Annotated in this window: 27 protein-coding genes; 16 read left to right on the forward strand and 11 right to left on the reverse strand. The window is 65.4% G+C overall.

Annotation, left to right across the window (positions count from 1 at the left end; translation table 11 throughout):
• Window positions 1-6 precede the first annotated feature (6 nt).
• Window positions 7-450, reverse strand: a complete 444-nt coding sequence (locus AKN83_RS10775) for a hypothetical protein (protein WP_083992005.1) — start codon at window positions 448-450, stop codon at window positions 7-9.
• 300 nt (window positions 451-750) lie between these two features.
• On the opposite strand from AKN83_RS10775, the gene AKN83_RS10780 reads away from it, so the two are divergent.
• From AKN83_RS10780 to AKN83_RS10800, 5 genes are all read left to right on the forward strand, one after another.
• Window positions 751-1815 (forward strand): amidohydrolase family protein, encoded by a 1065-nt coding sequence (locus tag AKN83_RS10780; RefSeq protein WP_050405849.1) that lies wholly within the window; start codon window positions 751-753, stop codon window positions 1813-1815.
• A 95-nt stretch (window positions 1816-1910) separates the two neighbouring features.
• Window positions 1911-3023 (forward strand): amidohydrolase family protein, encoded by a 1113-nt coding sequence (locus AKN83_RS10785; RefSeq protein WP_050405850.1) that lies wholly within the window; start codon window positions 1911-1913, stop codon window positions 3021-3023.
• Between the two features lie 7 nt (window positions 3024-3030).
• Window positions 3031-3444: a Rieske (2Fe-2S) protein gene (locus tag AKN83_RS10790; RefSeq protein WP_050405851.1), complete on the forward strand. Its 414-nt coding sequence runs from the start codon at window positions 3031-3033 to the stop codon at window positions 3442-3444.
• Window positions 3445-3600: 156 nt separating this feature from the next.
• Window positions 3601-4218, forward strand: a complete 618-nt coding sequence (locus AKN83_RS10795) for a glutathione S-transferase family protein (protein WP_063695290.1) — start codon at window positions 3601-3603, stop codon at window positions 4216-4218.
• Between the two features lie 61 nt (window positions 4219-4279).
• Window positions 4280-6355, forward strand: a complete 2076-nt coding sequence (locus AKN83_RS10800; RefSeq protein WP_050401213.1) for a 2Fe-2S iron-sulfur cluster-binding protein — start codon at window positions 4280-4282, stop codon at window positions 6353-6355.
• Window positions 6356-6397: 42 nt separating this feature from the next.
• On the opposite strand, the gene AKN83_RS10805 is transcribed toward AKN83_RS10800, so the two are convergent.
• Together AKN83_RS10805 and AKN83_RS10810 are read right to left on the reverse strand one after the other, a co-directional pair.
• Window positions 6398-6754 carry a hypothetical protein gene (locus AKN83_RS10805; protein ID WP_050401205.1) on the reverse strand — a complete coding sequence of 119 codons (357 nt, stop codon included), beginning with the start codon at window positions 6752-6754 and terminating at the stop codon, window positions 6398-6400.
• 142 nt (window positions 6755-6896) lie between these two features.
• A complete protein-coding gene (locus AKN83_RS10810; RefSeq protein ID WP_050401206.1) occupies window positions 6897-7472 on the reverse strand; it encodes a TetR/AcrR family transcriptional regulator in 576 nt (191 codons plus the stop codon).
• Between the two features lie 124 nt (window positions 7473-7596).
• Here AKN83_RS10810 and AKN83_RS10815 point away from each other — a divergent pair, with 124 nt between their 5' ends.
• A complete protein-coding gene (locus AKN83_RS10815; RefSeq protein ID WP_050401207.1) occupies window positions 7597-8580 on the forward strand; it encodes a zinc-dependent alcohol dehydrogenase family protein in 984 nt (327 codons plus the stop codon).
• Window positions 8581-8616: 36 nt separating this feature from the next.
• Here AKN83_RS10815 and AKN83_RS10820 read toward each other — a convergent pair whose 3' ends face one another.
• The 3 genes from AKN83_RS10820 to AKN83_RS10830 all read right to left on the reverse strand — a co-directional run bounded on the left by AKN83_RS10820 (window position 8617) and on the right by AKN83_RS10830 (window position 10705).
• On the reverse strand, window positions 8617-9387 hold the full coding sequence (locus AKN83_RS10820; RefSeq protein ID WP_050401208.1) for a COG4705 family protein: 771 nt from the start codon (window positions 9385-9387) through the stop codon (window positions 8617-8619).
• Window positions 9388-9462: 75 nt separating this feature from the next.
• A complete protein-coding gene (locus AKN83_RS10825; RefSeq protein ID WP_050401209.1) occupies window positions 9463-9861 on the reverse strand; it encodes a hypothetical protein in 399 nt (132 codons plus the stop codon).
• Window positions 9862-9919: 58 nt separating this feature from the next.
• A complete protein-coding gene (locus AKN83_RS10830; protein ID WP_430641517.1) occupies window positions 9920-10705 on the reverse strand; it encodes a COG4705 family protein in 786 nt (261 codons plus the stop codon).
• A 234-nt stretch (window positions 10706-10939) separates the two neighbouring features.
• Between AKN83_RS10830 and AKN83_RS10835 the strand changes: the two genes are divergently transcribed.
• Window positions 10940-11602, forward strand: coding sequence for a response regulator transcription factor (locus AKN83_RS10835; protein ID WP_050401215.1), 663 nt, complete (start codon window positions 10940-10942; stop codon window positions 11600-11602).
• Window positions 11599-12903, forward strand: coding sequence for an ATP-binding protein (locus AKN83_RS10840; protein WP_063695291.1), 1305 nt, complete (start codon window positions 11599-11601; stop codon window positions 12901-12903). The genes AKN83_RS10835 and AKN83_RS10840 overlap by 4 nt, the downstream gene beginning before the upstream one ends.
• Before the next feature lie 47 nt (window positions 12904-12950).
• Here the strand turns inward: AKN83_RS10840 and AKN83_RS10845 are convergent, their stop codons facing one another.
• The 5 genes from AKN83_RS10845 to AKN83_RS10865 all read right to left on the reverse strand — a co-directional run bounded on the left by AKN83_RS10845 (window position 12951) and on the right by AKN83_RS10865 (window position 17234).
• On the reverse strand, window positions 12951-13799 hold the full coding sequence (locus tag AKN83_RS10845; protein ID WP_050401211.1) for an ABC transporter substrate-binding protein: 849 nt from the start codon (window positions 13797-13799) through the stop codon (window positions 12951-12953).
• A gap of 40 nt (window positions 13800-13839) precedes the next feature.
• Window positions 13840-14538 carry an ABC transporter permease gene (locus AKN83_RS10850; protein WP_050401212.1) on the reverse strand — a complete coding sequence of 233 codons (699 nt, stop codon included), beginning with the start codon at window positions 14536-14538 and terminating at the stop codon, window positions 13840-13842.
• Window positions 14539-14722: 184 nt separating this feature from the next.
• A complete protein-coding gene (locus AKN83_RS10855) occupies window positions 14723-15121 on the reverse strand; it encodes a hypothetical protein (RefSeq protein WP_244521949.1) in 399 nt (132 codons plus the stop codon).
• 102 nt (window positions 15122-15223) lie between these two features.
• A complete protein-coding gene (locus tag AKN83_RS10860) occupies window positions 15224-16357 on the reverse strand; it encodes an acyl-CoA desaturase (RefSeq protein ID WP_050401217.1) in 1134 nt (377 codons plus the stop codon).
• Between the two features lie 268 nt (window positions 16358-16625).
• On the reverse strand, window positions 16626-17234 hold the full coding sequence (locus tag AKN83_RS10865) for a TetR/AcrR family transcriptional regulator (protein WP_063695292.1): 609 nt from the start codon (window positions 17232-17234) through the stop codon (window positions 16626-16628).
• Window positions 17235-17346: 112 nt separating this feature from the next.
• Here AKN83_RS10865 and AKN83_RS10870 point away from each other — a divergent pair, with 112 nt between their 5' ends.
• The 8 genes from AKN83_RS10870 (at window position 17347) to AKN83_RS10905 (ending at window position 24147) form a co-directional block, all read left to right on the forward strand.
• Window positions 17347-18042: a PspA/IM30 family protein gene (locus tag AKN83_RS10870; RefSeq protein ID WP_050405666.1), complete on the forward strand. Its 696-nt coding sequence runs from the start codon at window positions 17347-17349 to the stop codon at window positions 18040-18042.
• A 56-nt stretch (window positions 18043-18098) separates the two neighbouring features.
• Entirely contained in the window at window positions 18099-18374 is a 276-nt protein-coding gene (locus AKN83_RS10875; RefSeq protein WP_050405667.1) for a YiaA/YiaB family inner membrane protein, read from the forward strand.
• Between the two features lie 251 nt (window positions 18375-18625).
• Window positions 18626-19681, forward strand: a complete 1056-nt coding sequence (locus tag AKN83_RS10880) for a hypothetical protein (protein WP_206600782.1) — start codon at window positions 18626-18628, stop codon at window positions 19679-19681.
• Window positions 19678-20553: a HesA/MoeB/ThiF family protein gene (locus AKN83_RS10885; RefSeq protein WP_050405668.1), complete on the forward strand. Its 876-nt coding sequence runs from the start codon at window positions 19678-19680 to the stop codon at window positions 20551-20553. Before AKN83_RS10880 ends, AKN83_RS10885 begins: the two co-directional genes overlap by 4 nt.
• Entirely contained in the window at window positions 20550-21749 is a 1200-nt protein-coding gene (locus tag AKN83_RS10890; protein WP_050405669.1) for a hypothetical protein, read from the forward strand. Before AKN83_RS10885 ends, AKN83_RS10890 begins: the two co-directional genes overlap by 4 nt.
• Window positions 21746-22867 carry a hypothetical protein gene (locus AKN83_RS10895; RefSeq protein WP_050405670.1) on the forward strand — a complete coding sequence of 374 codons (1122 nt, stop codon included), beginning with the start codon at window positions 21746-21748 and terminating at the stop codon, window positions 22865-22867. Before AKN83_RS10890 ends, AKN83_RS10895 begins: the two co-directional genes overlap by 4 nt.
• Window positions 22864-23859 carry a nitroreductase family protein gene (locus AKN83_RS10900; protein WP_050405671.1) on the forward strand — a complete coding sequence of 332 codons (996 nt, stop codon included), beginning with the start codon at window positions 22864-22866 and terminating at the stop codon, window positions 23857-23859. The genes AKN83_RS10895 and AKN83_RS10900 overlap by 4 nt, the downstream gene beginning before the upstream one ends.
• An 81-nt stretch (window positions 23860-23940) precedes the next feature.
• Window positions 23941-24147, forward strand: coding sequence for a hypothetical protein (locus AKN83_RS10905; protein ID WP_050405689.1), 207 nt, complete (start codon window positions 23941-23943; stop codon window positions 24145-24147).
• Window positions 24148-24155 lie beyond the last annotated feature (8 nt).

Consider the following 24155-nt stretch of genomic DNA (forward strand, 5'->3'; position numbering starts at 1 on the left):
CCCGGACTAATTCCCCGGCTCGAAGCTGCAGTCGGCGCCGCCGCCGGCCTTGTCCTTGATCACCTTGGGATCGAGCGTGCAGGACAATTTCGACAGCGCCTCGTAGATCGTGCCGGCGGCGCCGTCGCCGGGAACGCCGGCCAGCGCCACGGTCGCGTAGATTGCGTTGGCCTCGCTGCCCTTCACGGTGTGGGTCTTGCTGCCGAAGGTCAGCGCGCAGGAGCGCGAGGTGATGTCGACATTGCTGGCGCGGCAGACCACCTTGTCGGCGATGACGGTGATCTTCTTCGTGATGCGGACACTGCTGTCGCCGCCAAAGAACGCGGCGACCGCCTTCTTCTCCCTGGCCGGCAGCCGCGAGTACGGCGCCACGACGCCGGCGAGCGCCAGCGCGACCGAGCCGGAGGTGGTTGCGGGCGCGGCCCATGCGGCGGACGAGGCCAGCGACATTGAACATGCGAGGATCGTCAGTCGGCCAAGGCTCATTCCAAGTCTCATTCCCATCTCCTGTATCCGCTCTTTCCGCGCCGCGAGATCGCTAGCATGTCTGACGACGCGCATGGGTGATGCCGTTCACACGCGATCCCGCAACTTCGCGTGAGGGCCGCTGCGCGCACAGGGCAGGGCGGCCCCGCGTGGACCCGCTTGCAGGATCGCGCCATCGGCGGCACAGTCGGATCCGCGGCAGCGGTGCCGCCAACAAGCAAGACAAGACGCTCAATCCGGGGAACGGAACTTCTAGGGAGCATCATGGCGGCCACGCGCATCGACTGCGACATCCATCCCGCGGTGGGGGGAACGCGCACCACGCTGCTGCCTTACCTCAGCGATCACTGGAAGGAACAGGTGGTCAGCCGCGCCATCGACGGGCTCGATCTCAATTCCTACCCGCCGTCGATGCCGCTGTCCGGCCGTGCCGACTGGCGGCCGGCCGACGGCCGCAAGCCGGGCAGCGATCTTGCCATGGTGCAGCGCGGCGCATTCGACCAGCTCGGCGCCAGCCATGCCATCTGCAATGTCGTCTACGGCGCGCAGGCGGTGTTCGATCCCTACATGGCGGCGGACTTCTGCAAGGCGATCAACGACTGGATCGCGGCCGAATGGCTTGCCAGGGACACGCGGCTGCGCGCCTCGATCGTGGTGCCGATCCAGGCGCCGGATCTCGCCGTCGAGGAGATCGAGCGCCGCGCCGGCGATAACAGGTTCGTCTCGGTGCTGGTGCCCTCGCAGGGCGAGATGCTGCTCGGGCGGCGGCACTATTGGCCGATCTATCAGGCCGCGGAGAAACACAGGCTGCCGATCGCGATCCACGCCGGCAGCGCCTATCGCGGCGCGCCGAGCTCGATCGGCTGGCCGTCCTATCGCTACGAATATTATCTCGCCGAAGCGCAGGCGTTCCAGGCTCAGACATTGAGCCTGATCTATGAGGGCGTGTTCGGGAAGTATCCGGGATTGACCGTGGTGCTGATGGAGTCCGGGGTTAGCTGGTTGCCCGCCTTCATGTGGCGCGCCAACAAGACCTGGCGCGGCGTCCGCGTCGAGGTGCCATGGGTGGAGCGCGAACCGGCCGCGATCATCCGCGACCATTTCCGCGTCACCATGCAGCCGTTCGATGCACCGCTGGACGCGACGGGCGTTGCCGACATCATCGATCAGATCGGCTCCGACAAGATGTTCCTGTTCGCATCCGACTACCCGCACTGGCAGTTCGACGGCGACGATCCGGTCCCGCCGCATTTGCCGAAGAGTCTTGTCGAGCGGATGTGCGCTGACAACCCGCTCGAAACCTTTCCGCGTTTGAAGCTTGATGCGTGAGGCATGATGCGATTTGACGCCACATCGATGGTGCCACACCTCTCCCCGATGGGGAGAGGTGACGGCCACACCGGCTCAATTCAAAGGAGGATCGCATGAGTGACGTCATCGACCGCCCGATGCTCGATCAGGAGAAGACCGCCGCGACGCGGCTGAAGATCATCGATTGCGACATCCATCCGAGCATCCATTCGCATAGCGACCTCAACGAGTTTCTGCCGAAGCGCTGGCAGCAGCATCTCAAGGAATACGGCAGCCATCTGCGCACGCCCTATATCGGCACCACGCCGTATCCGCGCTCCTCGCCGCTTATCGCACGCCGCGACGCCTGGCCGCCGACCGGCGGCGTACCGGGCTCCGACCTCGATTTCATGCGCAAGCAGCACCTCGATCCCTTTGATGTCGAGTTCGGCATCCTGCAGGTGCTCGACCTCTTCATCTTCTCGCAGCAGAACCTTGAATTCGGCGCCGCGATCCAGCGCGCCATCAACGACTGGCAGCTCGCGTTCTGGGCGCATCGCGATCCCAGGCTGAAGGCCTCGATCCTGGTCGGGCAGGACGGCTCCGACCTCGGCCTTGCCGAGATCGACCGCTGTGCGAAGACCGGCGAGTACATCCAGATCAACGTCTCGCCGCGCGCCAACGAGCCGCTCGGCCGCCGCCGCTACTGGCCGATCTATGACCGCGCGCAAGAGCTCGATCTGCCACTCGGAATCCATGTCGGCGGCTATGGCGGGCATGCGCCGACCGGCGGCGGCTGGCCGTCCTATTATTGCGAGGAGCATCAGTCGAACGCCCACACGGTGGCCTCGAACCTCACGAGCCTGGTGCTCGAGGGTGTTCCGGAGCGTTTCCCGAAACTGAAGATCGTGTTCATCGAGGGCGGCTTCGGCTGGATCCCGGCGACGATGTGGCGGATGGACCAGCACTTCGAGCGTTTCCGCAGCGAGGTGCCGCATCTGAAGCGCAGGCCGAGCGAATATGTGAAGGAGCATTTCTGGTTCACGACCCAGCCGATCGACGAGCCCGATGAAGCCAGGCATCTGCGTCAGCTGATCGAATGGGTCGGCATCGACCGGCTGCTGTTCTCGTCGGATTATCCGCACTGGGACTATGACGACGCGCGCTACGCCTTCAAGACGCCGCTGACCGAGGCCGAGCGACGCAAGATATTCAACAGCAATGCCCGCGCGGTCTACAAATTCTAGGACACCGATGGCCCGTCACATCGTCGCGCGCACCAGTGAGATTCCGGCCGGCGGCAACAAGGTGTTCGGCCTCGAGGGCCGCGACATCGTCGTGTTCCACGCCAATGGCGCGTTCTTCGCGCTGCTCAATCGCTGTCCGCACGAGGGCGCGCCGCTGGAGAAGGCGGCCTGCGTCGCGCGCCTGACCTCGCCGGAGCCCGGCATCTATCAGCGCGACCGGGTCGGCGAGATGCTGCGCTGTCCGTGGCACGGCTGGGAATTCGACATGCGCAACGGCCAGTCGTGGTTCGATCCCAAGCGGTTCAGGATCCGCTCCTATCCGGTCGCGGTCGAGAGCGGCGCGGAATTGCAGAAGGGGCCGTATGTCGCCGAGACGTTTCCGGTGCACATCGAGGATGATTACGTGATCGTCGAGGTGTGACCGATGCTCGGGATGAGCCCGGTCACGACGTTCAAGCCATTATTGCTATATCTGCAATAATGAAGTTCCGTTGGCGATCATTATAATATCCGGTGCAATGAGCCACCTTGATGTCGCGGTGGGGATGACCCCGCCCACGACATCAGGAACGGCATCATGAAGCTCTATCACTTCGCACTCTCCGGCCACGCGCATCGCGCCCGCCTGTTCATCTCCCTGCTCGGCGTTCCGCACGAGCTGGTCGACGTCGACCTCGGGTCCGGCGCGCACAAGACGCCGGAGTTCCTCGCGCTCAATCCGTTCGGCCAGGTGCCGGTGCTGGATGATGACGGCACCATCATTCCCGATTCCAACGCGATCCTGGTCTATCTCGCGACCAAGCTCGGCCGCACCGACTGGCTGCCGCAGGATGCCAAGGGCGCCGCCATGGTGCAGCGCTGGCTGTCGGTTGCCGCCGGCGAACTTGCCTACGGTCCCGCGGCGGCGCGGCTGATCACCGTGTTCGGTGCCAAGCACAATCCGGACGACGTGATCGCGCGCGCCCACGTGCTGCTGAAGCGGCTCGAGGCCCATCTCGCCGATCGCGACTTTCTGGTCGGTGCGCAGCCGACGATCGCCGATGTCGCGCTCTACAGCTATCTGTCGAGCGCGCCCGAAGGCAACGTCGATCTCTCCGCCTATGTCAGTGTCAACGCGTTCCTGCGCCGGATCGAGGCGCTGCCGGGCTTCGTGCCGTTTGCCAAGACGCGCGCCGGTCTGGCTGCGGCTGCGTGATGGGTCGACCGGGCGTGCCCCGCGGGCGCGCCCGTCCAACCCCGAAGGGGAGGGCGAGGAGATGAGCGACAGGCGAACCAAGGGCAAGCTCGCGACCTGGCATGAAGGCGAGCTGGCGATCCAGCAGAAGGTCGGCGTCGCCGAGGAGATGGCGGCCGTCGGCCGGCGCGCGGTGCGCGACTTCATGCCCGACCAGCATCGCGAATTCTTCGCCCAAATTCCCTTCATCGTGGTCGGCAGCGTGGATCGCAGCGGCGACGTGTGGGCCTCGGTGCTGGCCGGCCGGCCCGGCTTCATCGCCTCGCCGACGCCGCGCAGCCTCGAGATCGATGCGCGGCCCGACTCCGGCGATCCCGTGGGCGAAGGCATGCGCGAGGGCGATGCGATCGCGTTGCTGGGCATCGAATTGCACACGCGCCGTCGCAACCGCGCCAACGGACTGCTGCGTGCATCGTCGGGCAGCGCGCTCAGCTTCGAACTCGACCAGAGTTTCGGCAATTGTCCGCAATACATCCAGCTGCGCGATTTCGCCTTCGTGCGCGCGCCGGACGAACCTTTCACGGGAGAGATCGAGCAAAGCGCGACGCTCGATCAGGCCGCGCGCGACATGATTGCGGCCGCGGACACCTTCTTCGTAGCGTCCTATGCCGAGCGCGAGGACCGTCGCCAGGTCGACGTCTCACATCGCGGCGGCAAGGCCGGCTTCGTCCGCGTCGCCGCCGACGGCACGCTGACGATCCCCGATTTCGCCGGCAATCTGTTCTTCAACACGCTCGGCAACATCCTCGTCAACGGCAAGGCCGGGCTGCTGTTCGTCGATTTCGACACCGGCGACGTGCTGCAATTGACCGGCGACGCCGAGGTGATGCTGGACTCGCCCGAGATCGCTGCATTTCAGGGCGCCGAGCGGCTCTGGAATTTTCGCGTCCGTCGTTTGGTACGCAGGCGCGGCGCGCTGCCGCTGCGCTGGGCGCTCCGCGCCGAAGGCTGGTCGCCGAACGCGCTGATGACCGGCGACTGGGCACAGGCTGCAGATCGCATTCGGGCAGCCGAGCGCGCGACGCAATGGCGCCCGTTCAAGGTCACCAGGATCGTCGACGAGAGCCGTTCGATCCGCTCGTTTCATCTGCAGCCAGACGATGGCGCAGGGCGGCTGCCGCACCAGGCCGGGCAGCATCTGCCGATCCGCCTCGCATTGCCCGGCGCCGACAAGCCTGATATCCGCACCTACACGCTGTCGGTCGCGCCATCGGACGGCATGTACCGCATCAGCGTGAAGCGCGACGGGCCGGTGTCGCAGCATCTCCACGACCACCTGCATGTCGGCGATGTCATCGAGGCGCGCGCGCCGGGCGGCGGCTTCACGATCGATGCGCGCGAGAAGCGGCCCGCGGTGCTGCTCGCCGGTGGCGTCGGCATCACGCCGATGCTCGCGATGTTGCGTCACGTGGTCTATGAAGGGCTGCGCACCCGCAGCATTCGGCCGACCTTCCTGTTCCAGGCCGCGCATGCGAAAGCGGACCGCGCTTTCTCAGGCGAATTGCAGCAACTGGCCGATGCGGCCGGCGGTGCCGTGCGGATCATCCGCGTTCTCAGCGACGTCGATGGCGCCGAGCAGGGTGTCGATTACGACGCCGCGGGACGGATCGACATGGCGCTGCTGTCGCGAATCCTGCCGTTCAACGATTACGACTTCTACCTGTGCGGGCCGCCGCAATTCACCCAATCGCTGTATGACGCGCTGCGCGGCTACAATATCGCCGACGGCAGGATTCACGCCGAGGCATTCGGTCCATCGTCGCTGGTGCGGAAGCCGGACCTGGTCACGACGGCGCCGCCGCGCCGGCTGGCTGCGTCCGCGCCGGTCCCGGTCGCCTTCACCGCATCGATGAAGGAAGCACGCTGGACGCCGGGGCAGGGAACGTTGCTCGAACTCGCAGAAGCGCGCGGCCTCAGCCCCGCGTTCAGTTGCCGGGAAGGCAATTGCGGTAGCTGTCGAACCCGGCTGCTGGCAGGCGCCGTGACCTATGTGAAGGAGCCGACCGCCGAGGTCGCCGATGATGAGGTGCTGATCTGCTGCGCGGTGCCGGCGAAGCCGGAGGCCGATGGTGAGGATCGCATCCAGCTGGATCTCTGATCAACGCGGCGCGCCGGCACACGCGGTGTCCTCGCTGACGCTTCAGCCCATGCTGCCCGGCATGAAGCAGCGCGGCCGCGGGTGACCATTCAGGTAGTAAGGCCAGACCATGGTGTGGCCGGCGCGGTTCGGTCCGGAGACGACGGCCTCGTCGGGAACGTCGACCCATTCGCCCTCGAGGCGCACCCGGTAGTGGCCGTCCCTGGTGTCCCAATCGGCGTCATCGACGCGCGTCGCGTCGCTGCCGTCGCAACAAGGCCCCTTGCCGCTGTGCAGGTTCTCATACCAGCCATTCAATTCCGGGTGGTCGTGATCATGCGCCTGGGACGGACCGATCGCCGGCATCGACAGCAGGGCGGTGAGTATCGTGAGCGTCATACGCCAAGACGAATTGTTCATCTGGTTCCCAATCCCGGAAGCCCATGTCAGCCAATCCGGAAATGGTCATCGAGTTCAATCCGTCAATAAATGACGGATATCATATAAATCACATTCGTGAGAGGCGCGGCGGCTCCGCAGGAAGGCCCCGCTGCCGGTAAACTCAGGCGAGCAGGCCCATCACCTGGTCGATCACGGCCTTCACCTGTTTCGAATCCGGCCGTTGATGCGCGAGCGCCAGCAGCCCGGCATGCACCACCATAATGGTGTGCGCGGTAACGTCGGGGTCGAAGCCCTTCCGGAACTGGGCGCGGTCGGCGCGCAGCCGCGCGCGCAACAGCTCCTCGAGCCGCCGGTTGTAGCGCTCGATGCTCTTGCGCAGGTCGGCCTGGTCGAGCGAGCCGTCGGTCGCGGAATTGATCGACAGGCAGCCGCGCTGGCCTTTCTCGCCCGAGCAATAGGGGATGAAGCCGGTGAGCCACCGTCTGATCGCCTCGCGGGCGGGTACAGGCTGGGCCAGGGTGCGCTCGGCCCAGCCCAGAATGCCGTCGTGATAGCGGTCGAGCACTTTGAGGAACAGCGCGTTCTTGTCGCCGAAGGCTGCATAGAGGCTGGGTTTGGCGACGCCGCTCGCCGCCGTGATCTCGTCGAGCGAGGTCGCCTGGAAACCCTTCTGCCAGAATACCTGACGGGCGATTTCCAGGACGTCGTCCGGATCGAAGCTGCGCGGCCTTGCCATAGCTTATTTTATGTACTCCTGCGTCGGATGTGAAGCCTTCACCTTGCCGGGAGGGCATTTGCGGCCATTGACGTGATCCACGTTCTGTACTTAGTAGTACATAACAAAATCGGGAGATCGTGCCATGAAGGCGGTTCAGGTCGTTGCGTTCGGACGTGCCCAGGATGTGGTCAAGCTCAACGAGGTGCCCGACGTCGGCAGCCCGGGTCCCAATGAAGTCGTGGTCGCGGTGGAGGCCGCGCCGATCAACAATTCGGATTTCATGATCATCGCCGGCCGCTACGGCTATCTGCCGACGCCGCCGGCCACGCTCGGCATCGAGGGCGTCGGGCGGGTGGTCGCCGCGGGATCGCAGGTCAAGAACCTGAAGGAGGGCGATCGCACGCTGATCCCGTTCACGGTTCCGACCTGGACCGAACGCGTCAGGTTCGCCGCGTCATGGCAGCGGCCGTTGCCCGACAATGCGGACATCCGGCAACTCTCGATGATCGGCGTCAATCCGGCGACCGCCTATCTGCTGCTGACCGATTTCGTGAAGATCCCCCACGGCGGCTGGGTGATTCAGAACGGCGCCAATTCGGCGACGGCACGGGCGGTGATCGCGGTTGCCAAATCACTCGGGCTCAAGACCGTCAACGTCGTCCGGCGCGAGGAGGTTGTCGACGAGGTCAAAGCGGCCGGCGGCGATGTCGTGCTGGTCGACGGACCGGATCTCGCCAAGCGCGTCGCCAGGGAAACCGGCGGGGCACCGATCCTGCTGGCGCTCGATGTCGTCGGTGGCGCGTCGGCGCTAAACCTGATGAACTGCCTGGCGCCGAAGGCCGTGCTCGTCATCTACAGCGCGATGAGCGGGCAGCCGTTCTCCGGCTCGGCCTTGAGCGTGATTTTCAAGGAAGTGTCGGTGCGCGGCTTCTGGCTCGGCCATTGGGGCAAGGCTGCGACCGACGAGACGCTGGCCAGGATGTACGACCACCTCGTGCCGATGGTCGCGTCCGGAGCGATCACTGCACCGGTCGTCGGGACATATGGTCTGGAAGGATTTTCCGAGGCGATCGCCCAGGCCGCGGCCTTCAAAGGGAAGGTCATCTTTACGCCCGGCAAGGCCTGATCGACGCTTCGAGCAGGTCCTGCCGGGGCGGGCCATTCACGCGTGCTTTCCGGCCCGCTGCGGCAGGATGAAGACCAGCGCGGCGATCGCACCGGCAAGGGCGATCGACGCCGTATAGCGGCTGAGCGCAAGGCCGCCGTGATCCAGCGGCTTGTCGAGGAAATCGCCGACGGTGGCGCCGAGCGGCCGGGTCAGGACGAAGGCGATCCAGAACAGCACCGTGTGCGACACCCGCGTCCAGAGATAGGCGGCGGCAACGATGGCGATGCCGGCGGCGAACACGATGGCGCCGCCGCCATAGCCGAGGCCGGTGGAATCGGCCATCCAGTCGCCGAGCGCGGTGCCCAGCGTCTGCGAGAACAGGATCGTGACCCAGTAGAAGGTTTCCGCCGCCCTGTTGTCGATCGACGCGATCGAGACCGTTCCCATGGTGCGATGCCATACAACAAGCGACGCAACGAGCAGTCCGGCGAGCAGCGACGAGCCGCCGAGATATCCGATCCCCAGCGAGCGGTCGACGAAATCGGCAAAGGTCGTGCCGACCGTCGTCGTCGCGATGATCACTATCCAATAGAGCAGCGGATGAAAGCGCTTCGCCGCCATCTGCGCCGCGACGGCAACCGCGAACACGACCGCGAAGATCGCGGTGCCGACGAGATAACCGAGATTCATCGACATCGTGACGGCGTCGCCGCCGGTCTCGCCGAGCGTCGTGGCGAGAATCTTGATGACCCAGAAGCCGAGCGTGACGGCGGGGACCTTTCCCAGGCGCTCGTCCGTGGCGGTGTCGCGCAATGATAATTTCATGGGGTTGTTCGCTCCGAGAGAACGGGTCGCCGGCGGACGATGCCGCCGGCGGGTGGTCGAAATGCCGGATGGAGATCAGGCCTTCATCGAGTCCATGATCGACAGCAGCTCGGCGAGCGCTTTCCTGCATTTGGCGGCATCCGGATTGGTTTCACGCACCGCCTCGAGCGCACGATCGATCGCCTTGTCGACCGTGTGCCAGTCCGCGGCGGCGCGCGGTTTCAATCCGGCTTCCGCTTCGTCCCATTTGGTCTCGAGATCCTTGATCCGCGCCTTGGCACCGACGAGGTCGCCCTTGTCGACCAGCGCCGCGACATCGGCGGCGATGCTGCGGAACCGCGTCAGGTCGCCGAGCCCGGCGGCGGCCGCCTGCGTGTGCGGCAGCAGCCTGAGGCCTGCGTTGGCATCGGGGAGCGGCTGGATGATTGCGAGCGCGACAATCGCCGTCGCCAAGCTGAGTGTCGTCTTGTTCATCGTGGTTCTCCTGTGTGGGGTTGGTTCGGTTGATGTCCCGTCGGGGCGCATGTTGAATTCACGCGCCGGGCGACGCCTCGGGCCTTCTGCCGGCGTCGCCTTCGAACGATAGCCACGCGACCAGCGCGACGATCACGGTCAGGAAGGCGAGGCTCGTGTAGATCGTGCCGAAGCCGAGCCCGCCATACTCTCGGGCCTGGGACAGCAGGTCGCCGAACGATGCGCCGAGCGGGCGCGTCAGGATGTAGGCGAGCCAGAACGTCAGCACCGCATTGGCGCCGAGCGCATAGGCCGCCGCGATCGCCGCGATCAGTGCCGCGAACGCGACCACCCCGACGTTGAAGCCAAGGCCAAGCGCTTCGGTGGCAAGATCACCGGCGGCCGTGCCGAGCGCGAATGTGAAGAGGATCGCCGCCCAGTAGAACCATTCGCGCCGCGTGGTCACGATGCTGTTGATCGACAGCGTCCGCTCGACCGCGAACCAGATCGCGAAGGTCGCGGCCAAAGCGATCGCGAAGGCGGCCGTGCTGACGTAGAGGTTGATCTCGAGCTTGTCGGTCAGTGCATCGGTGATCTGCGTCCCGACGATGCTGACGAGCACGACCGTCAGCCAGTAGACCCATGGCACGTAACGGTTCATCCGCAACTGGATGGCCAGCACTGCGGCAAGCAGCGCAATCATGAGCAGGCCGGTCACACCGGTGCCAAGGCCGACATGGACGGCGAGATAATCGGCGCCGGTCTCGCCGACCGTGGTCGACATGATCTTGATCAGCCAGAAGACGAGGGTGACTTCGGGAACCTTGTTCAGCAAGCTGCGGCCGATGGGTCTGATATCAAGCACGGTGTGAAGCTCCGCTTTGACAGGGTCGGCGGTTCCGCCGGGTTCGAAAGCGAGCGTGCACGGCGAGACTTAGCCCCGGCTTAGGTGGGCGGAGCGGTCGCCATTTGAGCTCCGAAGCCCTAAGCCGCGGCTAAGTCGAAGCTGATATGATCGCGGAAGCGTCGCCGGCTGATCGGTGCGACGCAGTTTCGCCGGGGCGTACTCCCGGTGCGGATCGGGATGGATCGCCAGGCGATGCGGGTGCTCGTGGTCGAGGACGACAGGATGATCGGCGCCGCCGTCGTCGAGGCGCTGCGGGATGCCGCCTATGCGGTGGACTGGGTGCGCGACGGCGATCTCGCCATCGAGGCCAGCCGCAGCGAGACCTACGACATCGCGCTGCTCGATCTCGGCCTGCCATCGACTGATGGTCTCGATGTTCTCAAGGCGATCCGGGAGCGCGCCTCGCGCCTTCCGGTGATCATTCTCACCGCCCGCGATGCGCTGGACGACCGCATCCGGGGGCTCGATCTCGGCGCCGACGACTACCTGGTCAAGCCGTTCGAGATCGCGGAGTTGCTGGCGCGGATGCGCGCGGTGCTGCGGCGCGAGGGCAGCGGGGCGCCGCCGGTTCTGACCAACGGCGCGCTTCATCTCGACCCGGCCACGCGGGAAGCCATCTTCTGCGAAGAAAAGGCCGTGCTCAGCGCGCGCGAGTTCGCCCTGCTACAGGCGCTGCTGACGCGGCCGGGGACGATCCTGTCCCGTGCCGAGCTCGAACGCCAGATCTACGGCTGGCGCGAGGAGGTCGAGAGCAACGCGGTCGAATTCCTGATCCACGCCGTGCGCAGAAAACTCGGCGCTGCGGCGATCAGGAACGTGCGCGGCGTCGGGTGGATGGTGGATCGTTCGAGATGATGAGATCGCTGCGCGGACGCCTGTTCGTCGGACTTACCGCGATCATCCTGCTGACGGGCGCCATCGGCGGACTCCTGGCCTACCGATGGGCCTACAGCGAAGCGATCGAGATGCAGGACTCCGTCCTGATCCAGATCGGCAGCTTCGCGCTGAGCGCTCCGATCCGGCAGAGCCGGCCCGTCACCGGCGTCGACGCGGAAGCCGAGGTTGCCGTCGTCGAGCTCGGTGAGGCGCCGCGCGGCTCCCCCGACGAGCGCCGGCTGTGGGGACTGAAGGACGGGCTGCACAATGATGTTTATCACAGCCAGCCGGTCCGCGTGCTGCTTCGGACCCGGCCGGACGGTAGCCGCTTTGCGGTGACGCAGCAGACCGAGATCCGCACCGAGATCGCAGGCGACATGGCGGTGCGGACGCTGTTGCCGATCGCCGCGCTGGTGCCGTGCCTGCTGCTGATGACGGCTTTCGTGATCGCCCGATCGTTCCGGCCGATGTTGCGCCTCGCCGGTGATCTCGATGCGAGCAGGGTGGATGACGTCGGTGCGTTGCCGGTGACGGGCGCGCCGAGCGAGCTGCAGCCGTTCCTCGGCTCGATCAACGGCTTGCTGGAGCGGGTGCGCGTCATGATGGACCAGCAACGGCGCTTCATCGCCGACGCTGCCCATGAGCTTCGCACGCCGGTCACCGCGCTCAGCCTGCAGGCGGAAAATCTCGCCTCCCTCGACATGCCCGCGGAGACGCGCGACCGGCTCGATGCGTTGAACAGCGGCATGCGGCGCACCAAGCATCTGCTCGAGCAGCTTCTGGCGCTGGCGCGTCAGGACGCCGCGCCGTCCGTCGTGCGTGCGGCGGTGGAGCTGGACAAGATCGCAAAGGGCGTCGTCGCTGATCTGCTGCCGGAGGCGGCAGCGCGCAGCATCGATCTCGGTTTCACGACGGTCGAGGTCGTCGCGGTGAACGGTGATGAGCTGTCGCTGATCTCGGCGATCCGGAACCTGGTCGAGAACGCAATCAAGTTCACGCCCGATGGAGGCGCTGTCGATCTTGCTGTCGTGAGGGAGGATCGAATGGCGGTGATCGAGATCGAGGACACGGGGCCGGGCATTCCGCCACGGGATCTGGCGCGGATCGGCGAGCCGTTTTTTCGCGGCGGCCAGCCGAGCGGAGAGGGGGCGGGGCTCGGGCTCTCGATCGTGAAGCGCATCGTCGATCAAGCCGCCGGTTCGATCCTGTTCGAGAATGTGACCGGCGCCGGGCGCTCGGGCCTGCGCGTGAGGGTCAAGCTGCCGGTGATCGCCGGGTGAGGCCTGGGGCGTGCCTACGGGACGCGACGGGGCCGCTCCCTGTCTTCTCAAGCATTGGGATCGTTCGCATTGGGATAGAACAGCTGCTGGCCGTTGATCTTATAGCCGGCGATCGCGTTCTGTCCCTCCGGTGAAATCAGAAAGTCGATGAAGCGCTGGCCGGGTTCCTTTTTCACCGTGGGATGCTTGACCGGATTTACCAGCATCACTCCGTACTGATTGAACAGTCGCTTGTCGCTTTCAACCAGGACGGTCAGGTCGCCGCGATTTTGGAACGCCAGCCATGTGCCGCGGTCGGACAGCACATAGGCGTTTGACGCTGAGGCCATGTTCAGCGCCGCACCCATGCCCTGGCCGATTTCCTTGTACCACGAGCCGCGGTCGTTCACGATGTCGATGCCGGCCTCCTTCCAAAGCTTCAGTTCGGCAATATGGGTGCCGGAATGATCGCCGCGGGAGACGAACGGCGCAGCTCTGGTCTTGATGGTCTGCAGCGCCGTGAGGACATCCTTGCCCTTGATGCCTGCCGGATCGCCCTTCGGACCGATGACGACGAAGTCGTTATACATCACGGGATAACGCTTCACGCCAAATCCCTCCGCAAGGAACTTCTCCTCGGCGGATTTGGCGTGAACGAACACCACGTCGGCATCGCCGCGACGTGCCGTGTCGAGCGCCTGACCCGTTCCTTGTGCCAGCACCTTCACCTCGATACCCGTCTTCCGCTTGACGATCGGCAGCAGGTAGCCGAACAGCCCGGAATCCTGGGTGGACGTCGTCGACGCCACGACAATCGAATGATCTTCCGCCCAACTCGATTGGGGGAAGGTCTGCGTACCAAGCACGACAAGCGCGATGATTGCGAGGATGCGAAGTGACCCGAACCAGTGCTTCATGCCAGCGATCTCCCTCTGAACAACAGTTCTTCTTGGTGCTTCAGCGACCTGTCAGGATGCGTCCGATCAGGAAGCTCAGCCCGCTCACGGTCATCGAGAGGATGATGAGGATGATGCCGAGCGCAAGCGCGAGGCTCAACTCTCCCTTGCTCGTCTCCAATGCGATGGCAGTGGTCATGGTGCGCGTATAGCCGTGCACATTGCCGCCGACGATGATGATCGCGCCGACCTCGGCGATCGCCCGGCCGAACGCAGCGAGAAACGCGGTCAATAGCCCGTCGCGCCCGATAGCCATGAGCGGCAAGGTGGCACGCAAGCGCGAGGCGCCATCGACGAGAAGGGCATCGCCGTAGCGAGCCCAGACATCCACCATGATCCGGTGCACCAGCGCAATGACGATGGGGATGCCGAGAATGGCCTGCGCGATCACCATGGCGGTTGGCGTGAACAAGATCCCGAGCGCCCCCAACGGCCCCGATCGTGATAGTAAGAGATAGACGGCAAGCCCCACCACGACCGGCGGCAACCCCAGCAGCGCATTGGCGACAACGATCAGCCCAACTCTGCCCCGGACCCGGTAGATGGCCAGCGCCGTCCCCAACGGCGCCCCGATCGCGAACGCAACGAGGCTTGCCGTCAGGCTGACGCCGAGCGAGAGGCCGACGATCTGGCTTAGCTCCGGATCAAAACGGCTGATAAGGCTGGCTGCCACGTCCAGCGCTTGGGTAAAGTCATTCATGCTCTCTTACTAAGACAGAGCTCGGCAAATAAGCAAAATCATCGAGGTTTGAGACCCGCCCCGCTTACCGGTGATCAAGATGGCGGCCAGAGGTCATCGACCGCGGCCGCGCCGCCGTCTATCCGCTGGTCGGTGAGATCCTCGTCGCTCGCAAGCGCGGCAGTCCAACGGGGGGGGGCGGCGATCACTTGATCGTGGCGTGCACGGTGATGACCGAGGTGCCGGAGGCCTTCGGTCCCTGACCTGTTGCCTTGATGGCAAACGTATCGCTGCCCTTGTACTTGGCCTTCGCCCGGTATTCGAAGGTCGACGCGTTGATTTTCTTCAATTTGCCGTAGGCCGGCTTCTGCGAGATCGACGAGTCCGTCACCGTGCCGCGGATCCCGATCGGGATCTGGCAGCTTTCGCCTGCCGCGAGGTCGATATCGCCGGTCGAGTTCTCGCCCCAATCCGCCAATGTCACCGACATCGAGCATTCCGGCACGGCCTGCGCCGACGAAGCCGGCGTGATACCTGATGCGGCGAGGATGAGTGCCAGGGCGACGGCTCCCGACAATCGCGTCGTAACGATGCTCGTTCTCATGCAAGGCCCACTGCTGAAGGTTTTCGGCAAGGGAATCCTGCAACGCCGGAGCAGGGCTGGCAAGGACTTGCCTACACCATGGAGCCGTGAGGCTGCAGAACGCTACCGCTGGCTCGCTTGAGCCTTCGAATTTGCGCTGGCCAGCGGCAGGGGAACGGCCAGCAGAAGGCAAACCGATTCCACCAGAAGTTCATGGGCACGATCGACGATGTCGTCCAACGAGCTCGTCTTCGCGAACATGGCCTGGGCCTCCGCCAGCAACCGCTCACGCGTCGGGATGCTGGGCAGGTGCAGGTCGGCACGGTGCTGCAACAGAACAAGTGCTTCCCGCACCGACAATCCGGTTTCGTGAACCGAGGATCTGATCGCCTGCGCAATGTATTCGGGATTGAAGCGGGCGGCGAGCTGCTCGGCCGTTCGCTTGATCACGCGCGATCCCAGGCGCTGCTCGTTGCGGAGAACCTGCGCGGGCGGCGCCTTCAGATCCCAGACGATTCCGAACCAGGACAAGGCCACCAGAACATAGTAGGTCGCATCGATCTCCCACCAGCGGAAGCCCTGCCGCGCACTGCTTTGGTAGGCGTGATGATTGTTGTGCCAACCCTCACCCATGGTAACCAGCGCCAGCAGCCAATTGTTGCGGGAATCGTCGCCCGTCACATACCGCTTGCGACCGTGAACATGGGCCAGCGAGTTGATGCAGAACGTTGCGTGATACAGCAGCACGGTGCTCCAGAAGAAACCGGCCAGAAGTCCCGGCCACCCGGCAATCAGGAAGCACAGGACTGCGACCACAACGGCCGGCAAAATCTCGAATTTGTGCAGCCACATCAACTCCGGATACGCGGCAAAATCAGCGACTTTCGTCAGATCGGTTGCATCGTGCTGCCGATAGAAGATCCAGCCGAGATGACTGTACAGGAAGCCCTTGTGCCGGGGTGAATGCACATCTTGCTCGGTATCGGAATGAAGATGGTGATGCCGATGTTTCGCAGCCCACCAGAGCACGCTTTTCTGGGCGCTGCTTTGGGCCAGGAATGCAAGGATGAACTGGAACGCCCGGCTGGTCGCATAGGCTCGATGCGAGAAGTAGCGATGGTATCCGGCCGTGATCGCAAACATCCGCAGCCAGTACAGGGCGACGCAAATCGCAATCGCCGGCCATGAGACGCCCGACCAGATCGCGGCCAGACATCCGATGTGGACCAGCAGGAACGGGAGGACCTGCGGGTACATGATGTCGTCGTGCTGCGGAGCTGGATCGATATTGGTGGACACGCTCGCGACCTCGATTGCTTCAATGCGCGGGCCGCCCGGCCAGCAGATGCTCAAATGCCGGCTCTGGCGGCATTGCACGCGGTAATAAGTAGAACCCCGCGATCGGTAGACAAGTCGCGGGGTCGCGAAAACCAGTGGCTCTGCTAGTACATCAATTGTCAAAGCAGCATGGCGCCTATTGCCGCACTTGGGGCGCGCGCCGATTTTCCGCTGATTGGGGGCTGCCCTAATCCTTCTTCGCCGTCAGGCCGTCGACCATCGCGCGCGTCAAGGTCGAGATCTCGCTGCGCAGCGCGCCGATCGGCACCGCGATCAGCTTGTGCTCGAGCCCGAGCGCGACCATGCCGTGCACGGCGGAGAACAGGCTGCGCGCGGTCACGCCGAGCTGGGCCGGCGTGCGCTGCGGAAACAACGCGGCGAGCGGTTTGTAGATGTGGCGGAACAGCTCCATCTGCTCGGTGATCGCCCATTCCGGCACCGGCTTGCCGTGCTGCATGCGATGCTCGAACAGCGCGCGCCACAATTCGAGATTGTCGGCGGCGAAATCGCAATAGGCGACCGCGATCCGCACCAGCAGCTCGCGCGGAGCCGCCGCGCCGCCGATCTCGGCCAGCGACAGCGAGGCATCGAGCCGGGCCAGGGTGCGCGAGCCGACGCGCAGGATCAGCTCGTCGACATCCTCGACCAGATTGTAGACGCCGCCATTGGCGATCCCGATTTCCTGGGCCAGTTCGCGGGTTTTCAGGCCGCCGAGCCCCTTTGCCGCAATCGCCCGTTCCGCCGCCTCGATCAGCGCTTCGCGCAGCTTTGCGCGTCGTTCCAATGCCTTGGACATGTTTCACCCGTCCTTAACCGTACGCTTGAGCGTCGCTCAAATAATTCTTGAGCATCGCTCATTATGTGGTACAAGAGATTCATGAGCGATGCTCATAACAGGGAGTGGCCAAATGTTCAAAACAGTTTTGACGATTTTCCGCGGCAGCGTGGCGGCAGCCGAGGAGGAACTGCAGGATCGGACCGCGCTGGTCGTGCTCGACCAGCAGATGCGCGATGCCGCCGCCGCGGTCGACCGCTCGAAACGGACCCTGGCGCTCGCCATCGCCGGCGACCAGCAGGAGGGCCGGCGGCTCGAGGCGACCAACGCCCGGATCGCCGATCTCGAGGTGCGCGCGACGACGGCGCTCGAGGGCGGCCGGGAAGACCTCGCCCGCGAAGCCGCGCAGGCGATCGCCAACCTCGAAGCCGAACGCGACGCCGCGATGACCGCGCGCACGCTGTTCGGCACCGAGATCACCCGGCTCAAGCGCCACGTCGCCAATGCCGAGGCGCGCATTGCCGAGCTGGATCGCGGCCGCCGCCTCGCCCGCGCCTCGGAAGCGGTGCGTTCGCTGCGCCGGAGCGGCATCGAGGCGGCGCGGCCCTATGAGTCGACGCTGCCGGAAGCGGAAGCGACCCTGAAGCGGCTGCGCGAGCGGCAGATCGAGATCCAGGCGGCGGACGATGCGCTGTTCGAGATCGACACCGCCTCGGGCCCATCAGCCACCGCCGAAAAGCTCGCCGAGCAGGGCTTCGGCCCTAGGATGAAATCGACCGCCGACGACGTGCTGGCACGCTTGAGAGCCAAGCGTCCGCCTGCCGCCTGAGAACGCGAGCCTGAAAGCAAGCCAACTTCAAACCACCTGTCATCAAGGAGACGACCATGAACCAGACGATCCAACCCCACAGCAGCGGCTGGGTGACATTCACTTACGCGTCCTTCGCAGCCTCCGCTTTCCTCGTTGCCGTCGGCGTGTTCTTCCTGCCGATCGATCTCTGGATGAAGGGCTACCTCACGATGGGCGTCGTGATGCTGATCCAGACCTGCGTCACGCTGACCAAGACCATCCGGGATAACCACGAGAGCGGCAAGCTCGTGAACCGCATCGAGGACGCCAAGGCCGAACGCCTGTTGATGGAAGTGTCCAAGGCTGGGTGAGACGGCGGCCCAATTCCCTCCGCGTCATTGCGAGGAGCGCTAGCGACGAAGCAATCCATCGTGCCGTGTACGCGGAGGGATGGATTGCTTCGCTTCGCTCGCAATGACGGTGTGGATGGACCGTAGGCCGCTTACGACCAACTTGTTCCGTTTCCGGAACGCCTTGTTTACCCTGCGGCAAACAGCGCCAGGTTGCACTCATGGCTCTTTAACAGGCGAGAGTGCAGAGATCGCGCCCGAGGGACAGAGAAATGGCGTCCACCGACAATCCCACGCCCGCGTCGCGCGGCAGCTCAGGCCTTGCGAAGGCGCGCGCGGCCTTTGACGGCTTGCGCAGCCATGGCGGCTTCTGGCTGAAGGCACTGTCGCAACCGACCATCGATCTCACCTTGCGCACCCAGCCCGGCCAGCGCACCCGCATCGTCGAATCGCCCGGCCTGTCGCTGCCGAAGGATGAACTCGACGCGTTGGTCGCGCAGTTGCGCATCGTCGCCGCCAAGACGCTGCCCGAGGAGAGCCTGACTTATGGCATCTTCTCCGGCGAGCCCGAGCGGCTGTCGCGAGCGATCATCACGTTGATCTCGGAGGAAGACAGCGGACGGCCGATCGCGTTCAACGCGCTGTCGGTGATGGACGTGCCGCTCGACGGCGAGCCCATTGAAGTCACCCATCTCGGCCTCGTCATGGTCGATCCCGATGTGCGCGGGCAGGGCCTGTCCTGGGTGCTTTACGGCCTCACCGCGCTGGTGCTGTTCGCCCGCGATGGCTTGCGGCCGAAATGGATCTCCAACGTCACCCAGGTGCCGGCGGTGGTTGGCATGGTCAGCGACACCTTCTCGGACGTGTTCCCGTCGCCGCTGCCGGGCGCGCGGCAAAGCTTCGCGCATCTGCAGCTCGCGCGCGGCATCATGGCAAGGCATCGCGCGGTGTTCGGCGTCGGCGAGGAGGCCGGCTTCGACGAGGCGCGTTCGGTCATCACCAACGCCTATACCGGCGGCTCGGACGCGCTGAAGAAGACCTTCGAGATCGCGCCGAAGCATCGCAATGCCGTCTACAACGAATTTTGCGAACGCGAGCTGGATTACGGCCGTGGCGATGATGTGCTGCAGCTCGGCCGCATCGATCTGGCCGGCGCGCGCCGTTACATCATGAGCGAGGTGCCGTCGGGCTCGCTGCCGGCGCTGCTCGCGGCCTCCGCGATGCTGGCGCTGCAGCGGCTGGTGCTGCCGGTGGTGTACTGGATGGACGACAGCCGCGCCTTCGGCACCTTGCGGCCGCGCCGGCAGGACAACGGGGCGGTGCGATGAATTTCGATTATTACTCGTTCACCGGCCGCAACATCGGCTTCATCGACGAGCACGAGCAGCAGCTGCTGCGCCAGGCGCGGGTGTTCGTCTGCGGCGTCGGCGGCATGGGCGGCGCGGCCTTCATGGCGCTGGCGCGCGCCGGAATCGGCAAGTTCGTGATTGCCGACATCGACCGCTTCGAGGTCTCCAATCTCAACCGCCAGGTGTTCGCCTTCGCCGACGAGGTCGGCCGGGAGAAGGCCGCGGTCGCCGCCGAGGCCGCCAGGCGGATCAACCCGACCATCGAGGTCGAGGTGCTCGGCCAGAACTGGACCAGTGAGCTCGCCGGGATTGCCGAACGCTGCCCGGTCATCGTCAACGGCATGGACGACATCGCCGCCGGCGTGCATCTGTACAGGACCGCCAAGCGCGCCGATGCAACCGTGATCGATGCTTATATGTCGCCGCTGCCGTCGGTGATCGTGGTGCGCCCGCATGATCCCAGGCCCGAAGAGCGCCTCGGCTTTCCGACGCTGGCCAAGGACTGGACCGAGATCACCGAGGACGACCGTCGCGCCGCGATGCGGGCCGAGATCGAGCACGTGATGCTGCATTCCTCCTCGCGCAACTATGTCGACCTCGCGATCGCCGGCGAAGTCGCGGCCGGCCGCCGCAGCCGGATGTCGTTCGCGCCGATGGTGATCTCGACCGGCATGTTGATGGCCTATGAGGCGGTCGCGCTGATCCTCGGCCGCACCTCCGGCACCGATTGCCGCGGCTGGTTCCTCAACCCGCATCGACCGGCGATCGAGAAGCCGCGCAACGCGCTGGTCGCCGCCTTGATGCGCCCGCTGGTGCGGCGGGCGATCGATCAATTGACGGGCGTTGCATGACCTCGGGGGTGATCGCCGATTCCATCGTCAATCTCTGCGGCGCCATCGGCGTCGCAGTGGCGATGATGACGTTCTACCGGCGCGATCCGAGGAGCCCTTTGACGCGCCGGCTGCTGCTCGCACTCGGCGTGATCGCGCTCCTGTTCCTCGACCGCGGTTTGGCATGGTGGAGCGGCAGCTGGCTGCTCGATCGTCTCTCGGTGATCCCGGCCGCGCTGATTCCGCTCGGCGCGCTGATCGTCACCGAGGGCATCCTGCGCCGCCACGCGCCGCGCGCGGTCAAGATCGCTGCGCTCGCGGGCGGCATCCTGCTCGGCCTCGGCGGCCTGTTCGGGCTGCAACGTTTTGTGATGCCTTATGCAGTCACGCTGGCGCTGTTCCAGCTGGTCGGCTTTGGCACCTGCGCGCTGCTGCTGGCGACGCGCGACCGCGCCTCGCTGATGGCTTCGGAAAACCGCAGCATCGGCCGCATGGCGGTCGGGGCGCTGGTGGTGATCCCGTTCATCCTCACCGATTTCCGCACGCTGTTTCCGGACATCCCGGTGCGGCTCGGCGCGCTAGGTGCGTTGCTGACGGTCACCGTGATGCTGATCGCCGGCGGCGGCGCCGAAACGCGCCGGCATGGCCTTGCGATGATGGCGCTGCGGCTGATCTCGTCGGGCCTGCTCGGCCTCGCCGCCGCGTTCATGGCGCCTGACGTCGATGCCGCCCAAATGGTCCGCTTCGTCGCGGTCGCGATCGCCGGCGTGCTGACCATCGGGCTGATGACGGATGCGCTGCGCGCGCTGTTCGAATCGCAGGAGCCCGGCGTGCTCAACTCGGTCGCGGCCTCGCCGGCGCAGACAAGGGAGCAGTTGATCGCCGAGCTCGCACGGCACCCGATCTTCGAAAGCGCGCGGCGCTTCCGCGAAGACGAGCTTGGACCCTACGATCCGCCGCTGCTCCGCGACTTCCTGTCAGCGAGGCGCGTGCTGCGCCGCTCCGAGGCGCCGTGGGGGCTGGCGCCGACCGCCCCCGCCCCCGAGCGCATGGTCTCGCTGATGACGGCCAATAATGCGTCCCACGCCATCGTGCTTGCGCATGATCCGCTCGACCTGATCGTGCTCGCGGTGCCCGTCACCGCGGCCGACCCCGCCACCGAAACCGCGCTGGCGCTGGTGCGGCGGCTCTTGGCGCTGACCCCTGAGGCCAAATGACGATCGAGATCCGGGAGGGCGACCGCAAAGCGGCGTTCGACGCCGCGCTTAACGCCTATGGGCCCGACAGCCTCTACGTGCCGCCGCTGTGGAGCGATTTCGACCGGATGTTCGATGCCGCGAAGAACCCGTTCGTCACCGAAGGCCACGGCCGCTATGCGCTGTTTTCGGCGCATCGCGACGGCCGCCCGGTCGGCCGCATCGCCGCCTCGATCCACGATGCCTCCAACCGCAAGCACGGCACCCGCCACGGTGCGTTCGGCTTCTTCGACTGCGTCGACGATCCCGAAGTGGCCGATGCGCTGTTGCGCGCCGCCGAGCAATGGCTGTCGGCGCGCGGCATGACCCGCATCGCCGGCAATTTCAATCTCACGGCGATGCAGCAGATCGGGGTGATGACCGACGGTTTCGACCATGCGCCGTTCACCGACATGATGTGGTCGCCGCCGCATATCGCGCGCCACCTCGAGCGCGCCGGCTATGTCGCGACCTTCCCGATGACGACGTTCGAGATCGCGCTCGACGGCGGCAAGCCGGAACAGCTGCTCGGCGACAAGCAGCGCGCGGTGCTGGCCGACAAGGATTTCGTCTGGCAGCCGATCAAGCGCTCCGCCTTCAAGGTGCGGCTGGAGGATGCGCGCCTGATCCTGAACGACGGCTTTGCCGACAACCCGATGTTCGTGCCGCCGACGGCCGCCGAATATCTGTTCCAGGCCGGCGAAATGATGTGGATCATCGACAAGCGGATTTCGACGGTGGTCTATCATCGCGGCCGGCCCGCCGGCGCGATCATCGCGATCCCCGATCTCAACCCGCTGATCAAGGCGATCGGCGGCCGCATCGGACTGACAGCACCGTTCAAGTTTGTAAAACACCGCATGCTGAACACGCGCGCGGTGCTGATCTATCAGTCGGTCTGTCGCGACCTGCACAATCGCGGCCTCAACGGCGCCATGCTCTACCGCACCGCGCTGGCGTTGCAAGAGGCCGGCTACCGCACGCTCGGCGGCACCTGGATATCAGACATCAACGCGCCGTCGCTGCGCCAGGTCGAGAAGGCCGGCGCCACGCCGCTGCACCGGCTGCATCTGTTCACCAAGCGGCTGGCCGCGGCATGAGCGAGCCGACGCCGGATCTGCTGCGCGAGCTGGTGGCGGAGGCGCGGCTGGCGCCGAGCGTCCATAATATCCAGCCGACCCGCTGGCGCTTGCTCGGCGACGGGCGGCTGGCGCTGGTCGACGACACCTCGGTGCGCACGCCGGTCGCCGATCCCGCGGGGCATGATGTGCTGGTGTCGCACGGTGCGGCGCTCGAGGGCATGAGCCTTGCGCTCAACCGCCGCGGCCTCGCGATCACGGCGATGACCACGATCGAGCAGCCGTTGTCGGCGCAGTTTACCGCGCTGTGCAGCTTTGCAATCAGGCAAGGTGTTGCGACCGATCCGCTGGCAGGCCATGTGGCGCATCGGATGTCGTGGCGCGGCAAGTTTGCGGCGTCGCCGAATGAGGCCGCGCCGCTGGTGCAGCTCGCCGTCGCGCGTGACGATCTGATCTGTATCGGGGATCGCCGGGCAATTGCCGATATCGGAGAGTGGGCGGACCAGGCCGAGTTCTCCTTTCTGCACGGCGACGACTATCGGGCCGAATTGCTAGAATGGATGCGGCTGTCGGGCGACCATCCGCACTATCTGCTGGACGGTCTCAATCGCGACGCACTCGCCATGAATACGGTCGAGGCCGCCATCGCCCGCTACGTGCTCGGCGGCCTGTTCAAGCCGCTCGATCGTCTCGGCCTCGCCGCATCGCTGCTGTCGGACAGCGCCAAGACCGCCTCGGCCGCGGCGATCGTGCTGTTCTGTCGTCCGGTCGGTGAGGATCCACTCACGACGGGGCGGCATTTCTACCGCAGCTGGTTGGAGATCGATCGCGCCGGGCTCGCGGCGTGCCCGATCTCGGCGCTGGCCGACCACCCTGATTTCAACGATCGGCTGCGCAAGCTCGGCAGGATCGGCACCGATCGTCGCCTCGTCAACGTGTTCCGCGTCGGCTGGCCCTCAAAGCCGCTGAAATCCCGGCATTTCCGGCTGCCGGTCGATCGGCTCATCGTCTAAAAATTAAGCTGCAATCCCCGCTGTCAAAGCTTCACGCGGTCGTGCTATGACGCCGCCCGCTAACCAATGACCGGTGGGATGATGTCGAAGCAATCGCTGCGCGAGGAGGCCGAGCGCCTGATCCGCGAGACCATGGAAAAGCGGAACCTGGTCATCAAGCAGGGCACAACCCGGATCGAGGCCATCTGCGGCAAATGCGGCGCGCCGAACCGGGTGCAGGCGGAAAAGGGCCAGACCCGCGTCAAATTCACCTGCAAGAACTGCAACCACAAGCAGGAAACGCTTTGAGCGGGCGA

Origin of the sequence: Bradyrhizobium embrapense (assembly GCF_001189235.2) — a bacterium.
GTDB lineage: Bacteria > Pseudomonadota > Alphaproteobacteria > Rhizobiales > Xanthobacteraceae > Bradyrhizobium > Bradyrhizobium embrapense.

Excerpts from the sequence above, each read along its gene's own strand:
- AKN83_RS10890 (WP_050405669.1), top strand. The coding sequence starts at position 20,550 with ATGACCTCGGGGGTGATCGCCGATTCCATCGTCAATCTCTGCGGCGCC.
- AKN83_RS10885 (WP_050405668.1), top strand. The coding sequence starts at position 19,678 with ATGAATTTCGATTATTACTCGTTCACCGGCCGCAACATCGGCTTCATC.
- AKN83_RS10790 (WP_050405851.1), top strand. The coding sequence starts at position 3,031 with ATGGCCCGTCACATCGTCGCGCGCACCAGTGAGATTCCGGCCGGCGGC.
- AKN83_RS10875 (WP_050405667.1), top strand. The coding sequence starts at position 18,099 with ATGAACCAGACGATCCAACCCCACAGCAGCGGCTGGGTGACATTCACT.
- AKN83_RS10780 (WP_050405849.1), top strand. The coding sequence starts at position 751 with ATGGCGGCCACGCGCATCGACTGCGACATCCATCCCGCGGTGGGGGGA.
- AKN83_RS10860 (WP_050401217.1), bottom strand. The coding sequence starts at position 16,357 with ATGTACCCGCAGGTCCTCCCGTTCCTGCTGGTCCACATCGGATGTCTG.
- AKN83_RS10900 (WP_050405671.1), top strand. The coding sequence starts at position 22,864 with ATGAGCGAGCCGACGCCGGATCTGCTGCGCGAGCTGGTGGCGGAGGCG.
- AKN83_RS10785 (WP_050405850.1), top strand. The coding sequence starts at position 1,911 with ATGAGTGACGTCATCGACCGCCCGATGCTCGATCAGGAGAAGACCGCC.
- AKN83_RS10845 (WP_050401211.1), bottom strand. The coding sequence starts at position 13,799 with ATGAAGCACTGGTTCGGGTCACTTCGCATCCTCGCAATCATCGCGCTT.
- AKN83_RS10895 (WP_050405670.1), top strand. The coding sequence starts at position 21,746 with ATGACGATCGAGATCCGGGAGGGCGACCGCAAAGCGGCGTTCGACGCC.
- AKN83_RS10870 (WP_050405666.1), top strand. The coding sequence starts at position 17,347 with ATGTTCAAAACAGTTTTGACGATTTTCCGCGGCAGCGTGGCGGCAGCC.
- AKN83_RS10865 (WP_063695292.1), bottom strand. The coding sequence starts at position 17,234 with ATGTCCAAGGCATTGGAACGACGCGCAAAGCTGCGCGAAGCGCTGATC.
- AKN83_RS10820 (WP_050401208.1), bottom strand. The coding sequence starts at position 9,387 with ATGAAATTATCATTGCGCGACACCGCCACGGACGAGCGCCTGGGAAAG.
- AKN83_RS10795 (WP_063695290.1), top strand. The coding sequence starts at position 3,601 with ATGAAGCTCTATCACTTCGCACTCTCCGGCCACGCGCATCGCGCCCGC.
- AKN83_RS10855 (WP_244521949.1), bottom strand. The coding sequence starts at position 15,121 with ATGAGAACGAGCATCGTTACGACGCGATTGTCGGGAGCCGTCGCCCTG.
- AKN83_RS10825 (WP_050401209.1), bottom strand. The coding sequence starts at position 9,861 with ATGAACAAGACGACACTCAGCTTGGCGACGGCGATTGTCGCGCTCGCA.
- AKN83_RS10805 (WP_050401205.1), bottom strand. The coding sequence starts at position 6,754 with ATGAACAATTCGTCTTGGCGTATGACGCTCACGATACTCACCGCCCTG.
- AKN83_RS10905 (WP_050405689.1), top strand. The coding sequence starts at position 23,941 with ATGTCGAAGCAATCGCTGCGCGAGGAGGCCGAGCGCCTGATCCGCGAG.
- AKN83_RS10800 (WP_050401213.1), top strand. The coding sequence starts at position 4,280 with ATGAGCGACAGGCGAACCAAGGGCAAGCTCGCGACCTGGCATGAAGGC.
- AKN83_RS10775 (WP_083992005.1), bottom strand. The coding sequence starts at position 450 with ATGTCGCTGGCCTCGTCCGCCGCATGGGCCGCGCCCGCAACCACCTCC.
- AKN83_RS10880 (WP_206600782.1), top strand. The coding sequence starts at position 18,626 with ATGGCGTCCACCGACAATCCCACGCCCGCGTCGCGCGGCAGCTCAGGC.
- AKN83_RS10810 (WP_050401206.1), bottom strand. The coding sequence starts at position 7,472 with ATGGCAAGGCCGCGCAGCTTCGATCCGGACGACGTCCTGGAAATCGCC.
- AKN83_RS10815 (WP_050401207.1), top strand. The coding sequence starts at position 7,597 with ATGAAGGCGGTTCAGGTCGTTGCGTTCGGACGTGCCCAGGATGTGGTC.
- AKN83_RS10835 (WP_050401215.1), top strand. The coding sequence starts at position 10,940 with ATGCGGGTGCTCGTGGTCGAGGACGACAGGATGATCGGCGCCGCCGTC.
- AKN83_RS10850 (WP_050401212.1), bottom strand. The coding sequence starts at position 14,538 with ATGAATGACTTTACCCAAGCGCTGGACGTGGCAGCCAGCCTTATCAGC.
- AKN83_RS10840 (WP_063695291.1), top strand. The coding sequence starts at position 11,599 with ATGATGAGATCGCTGCGCGGACGCCTGTTCGTCGGACTTACCGCGATC.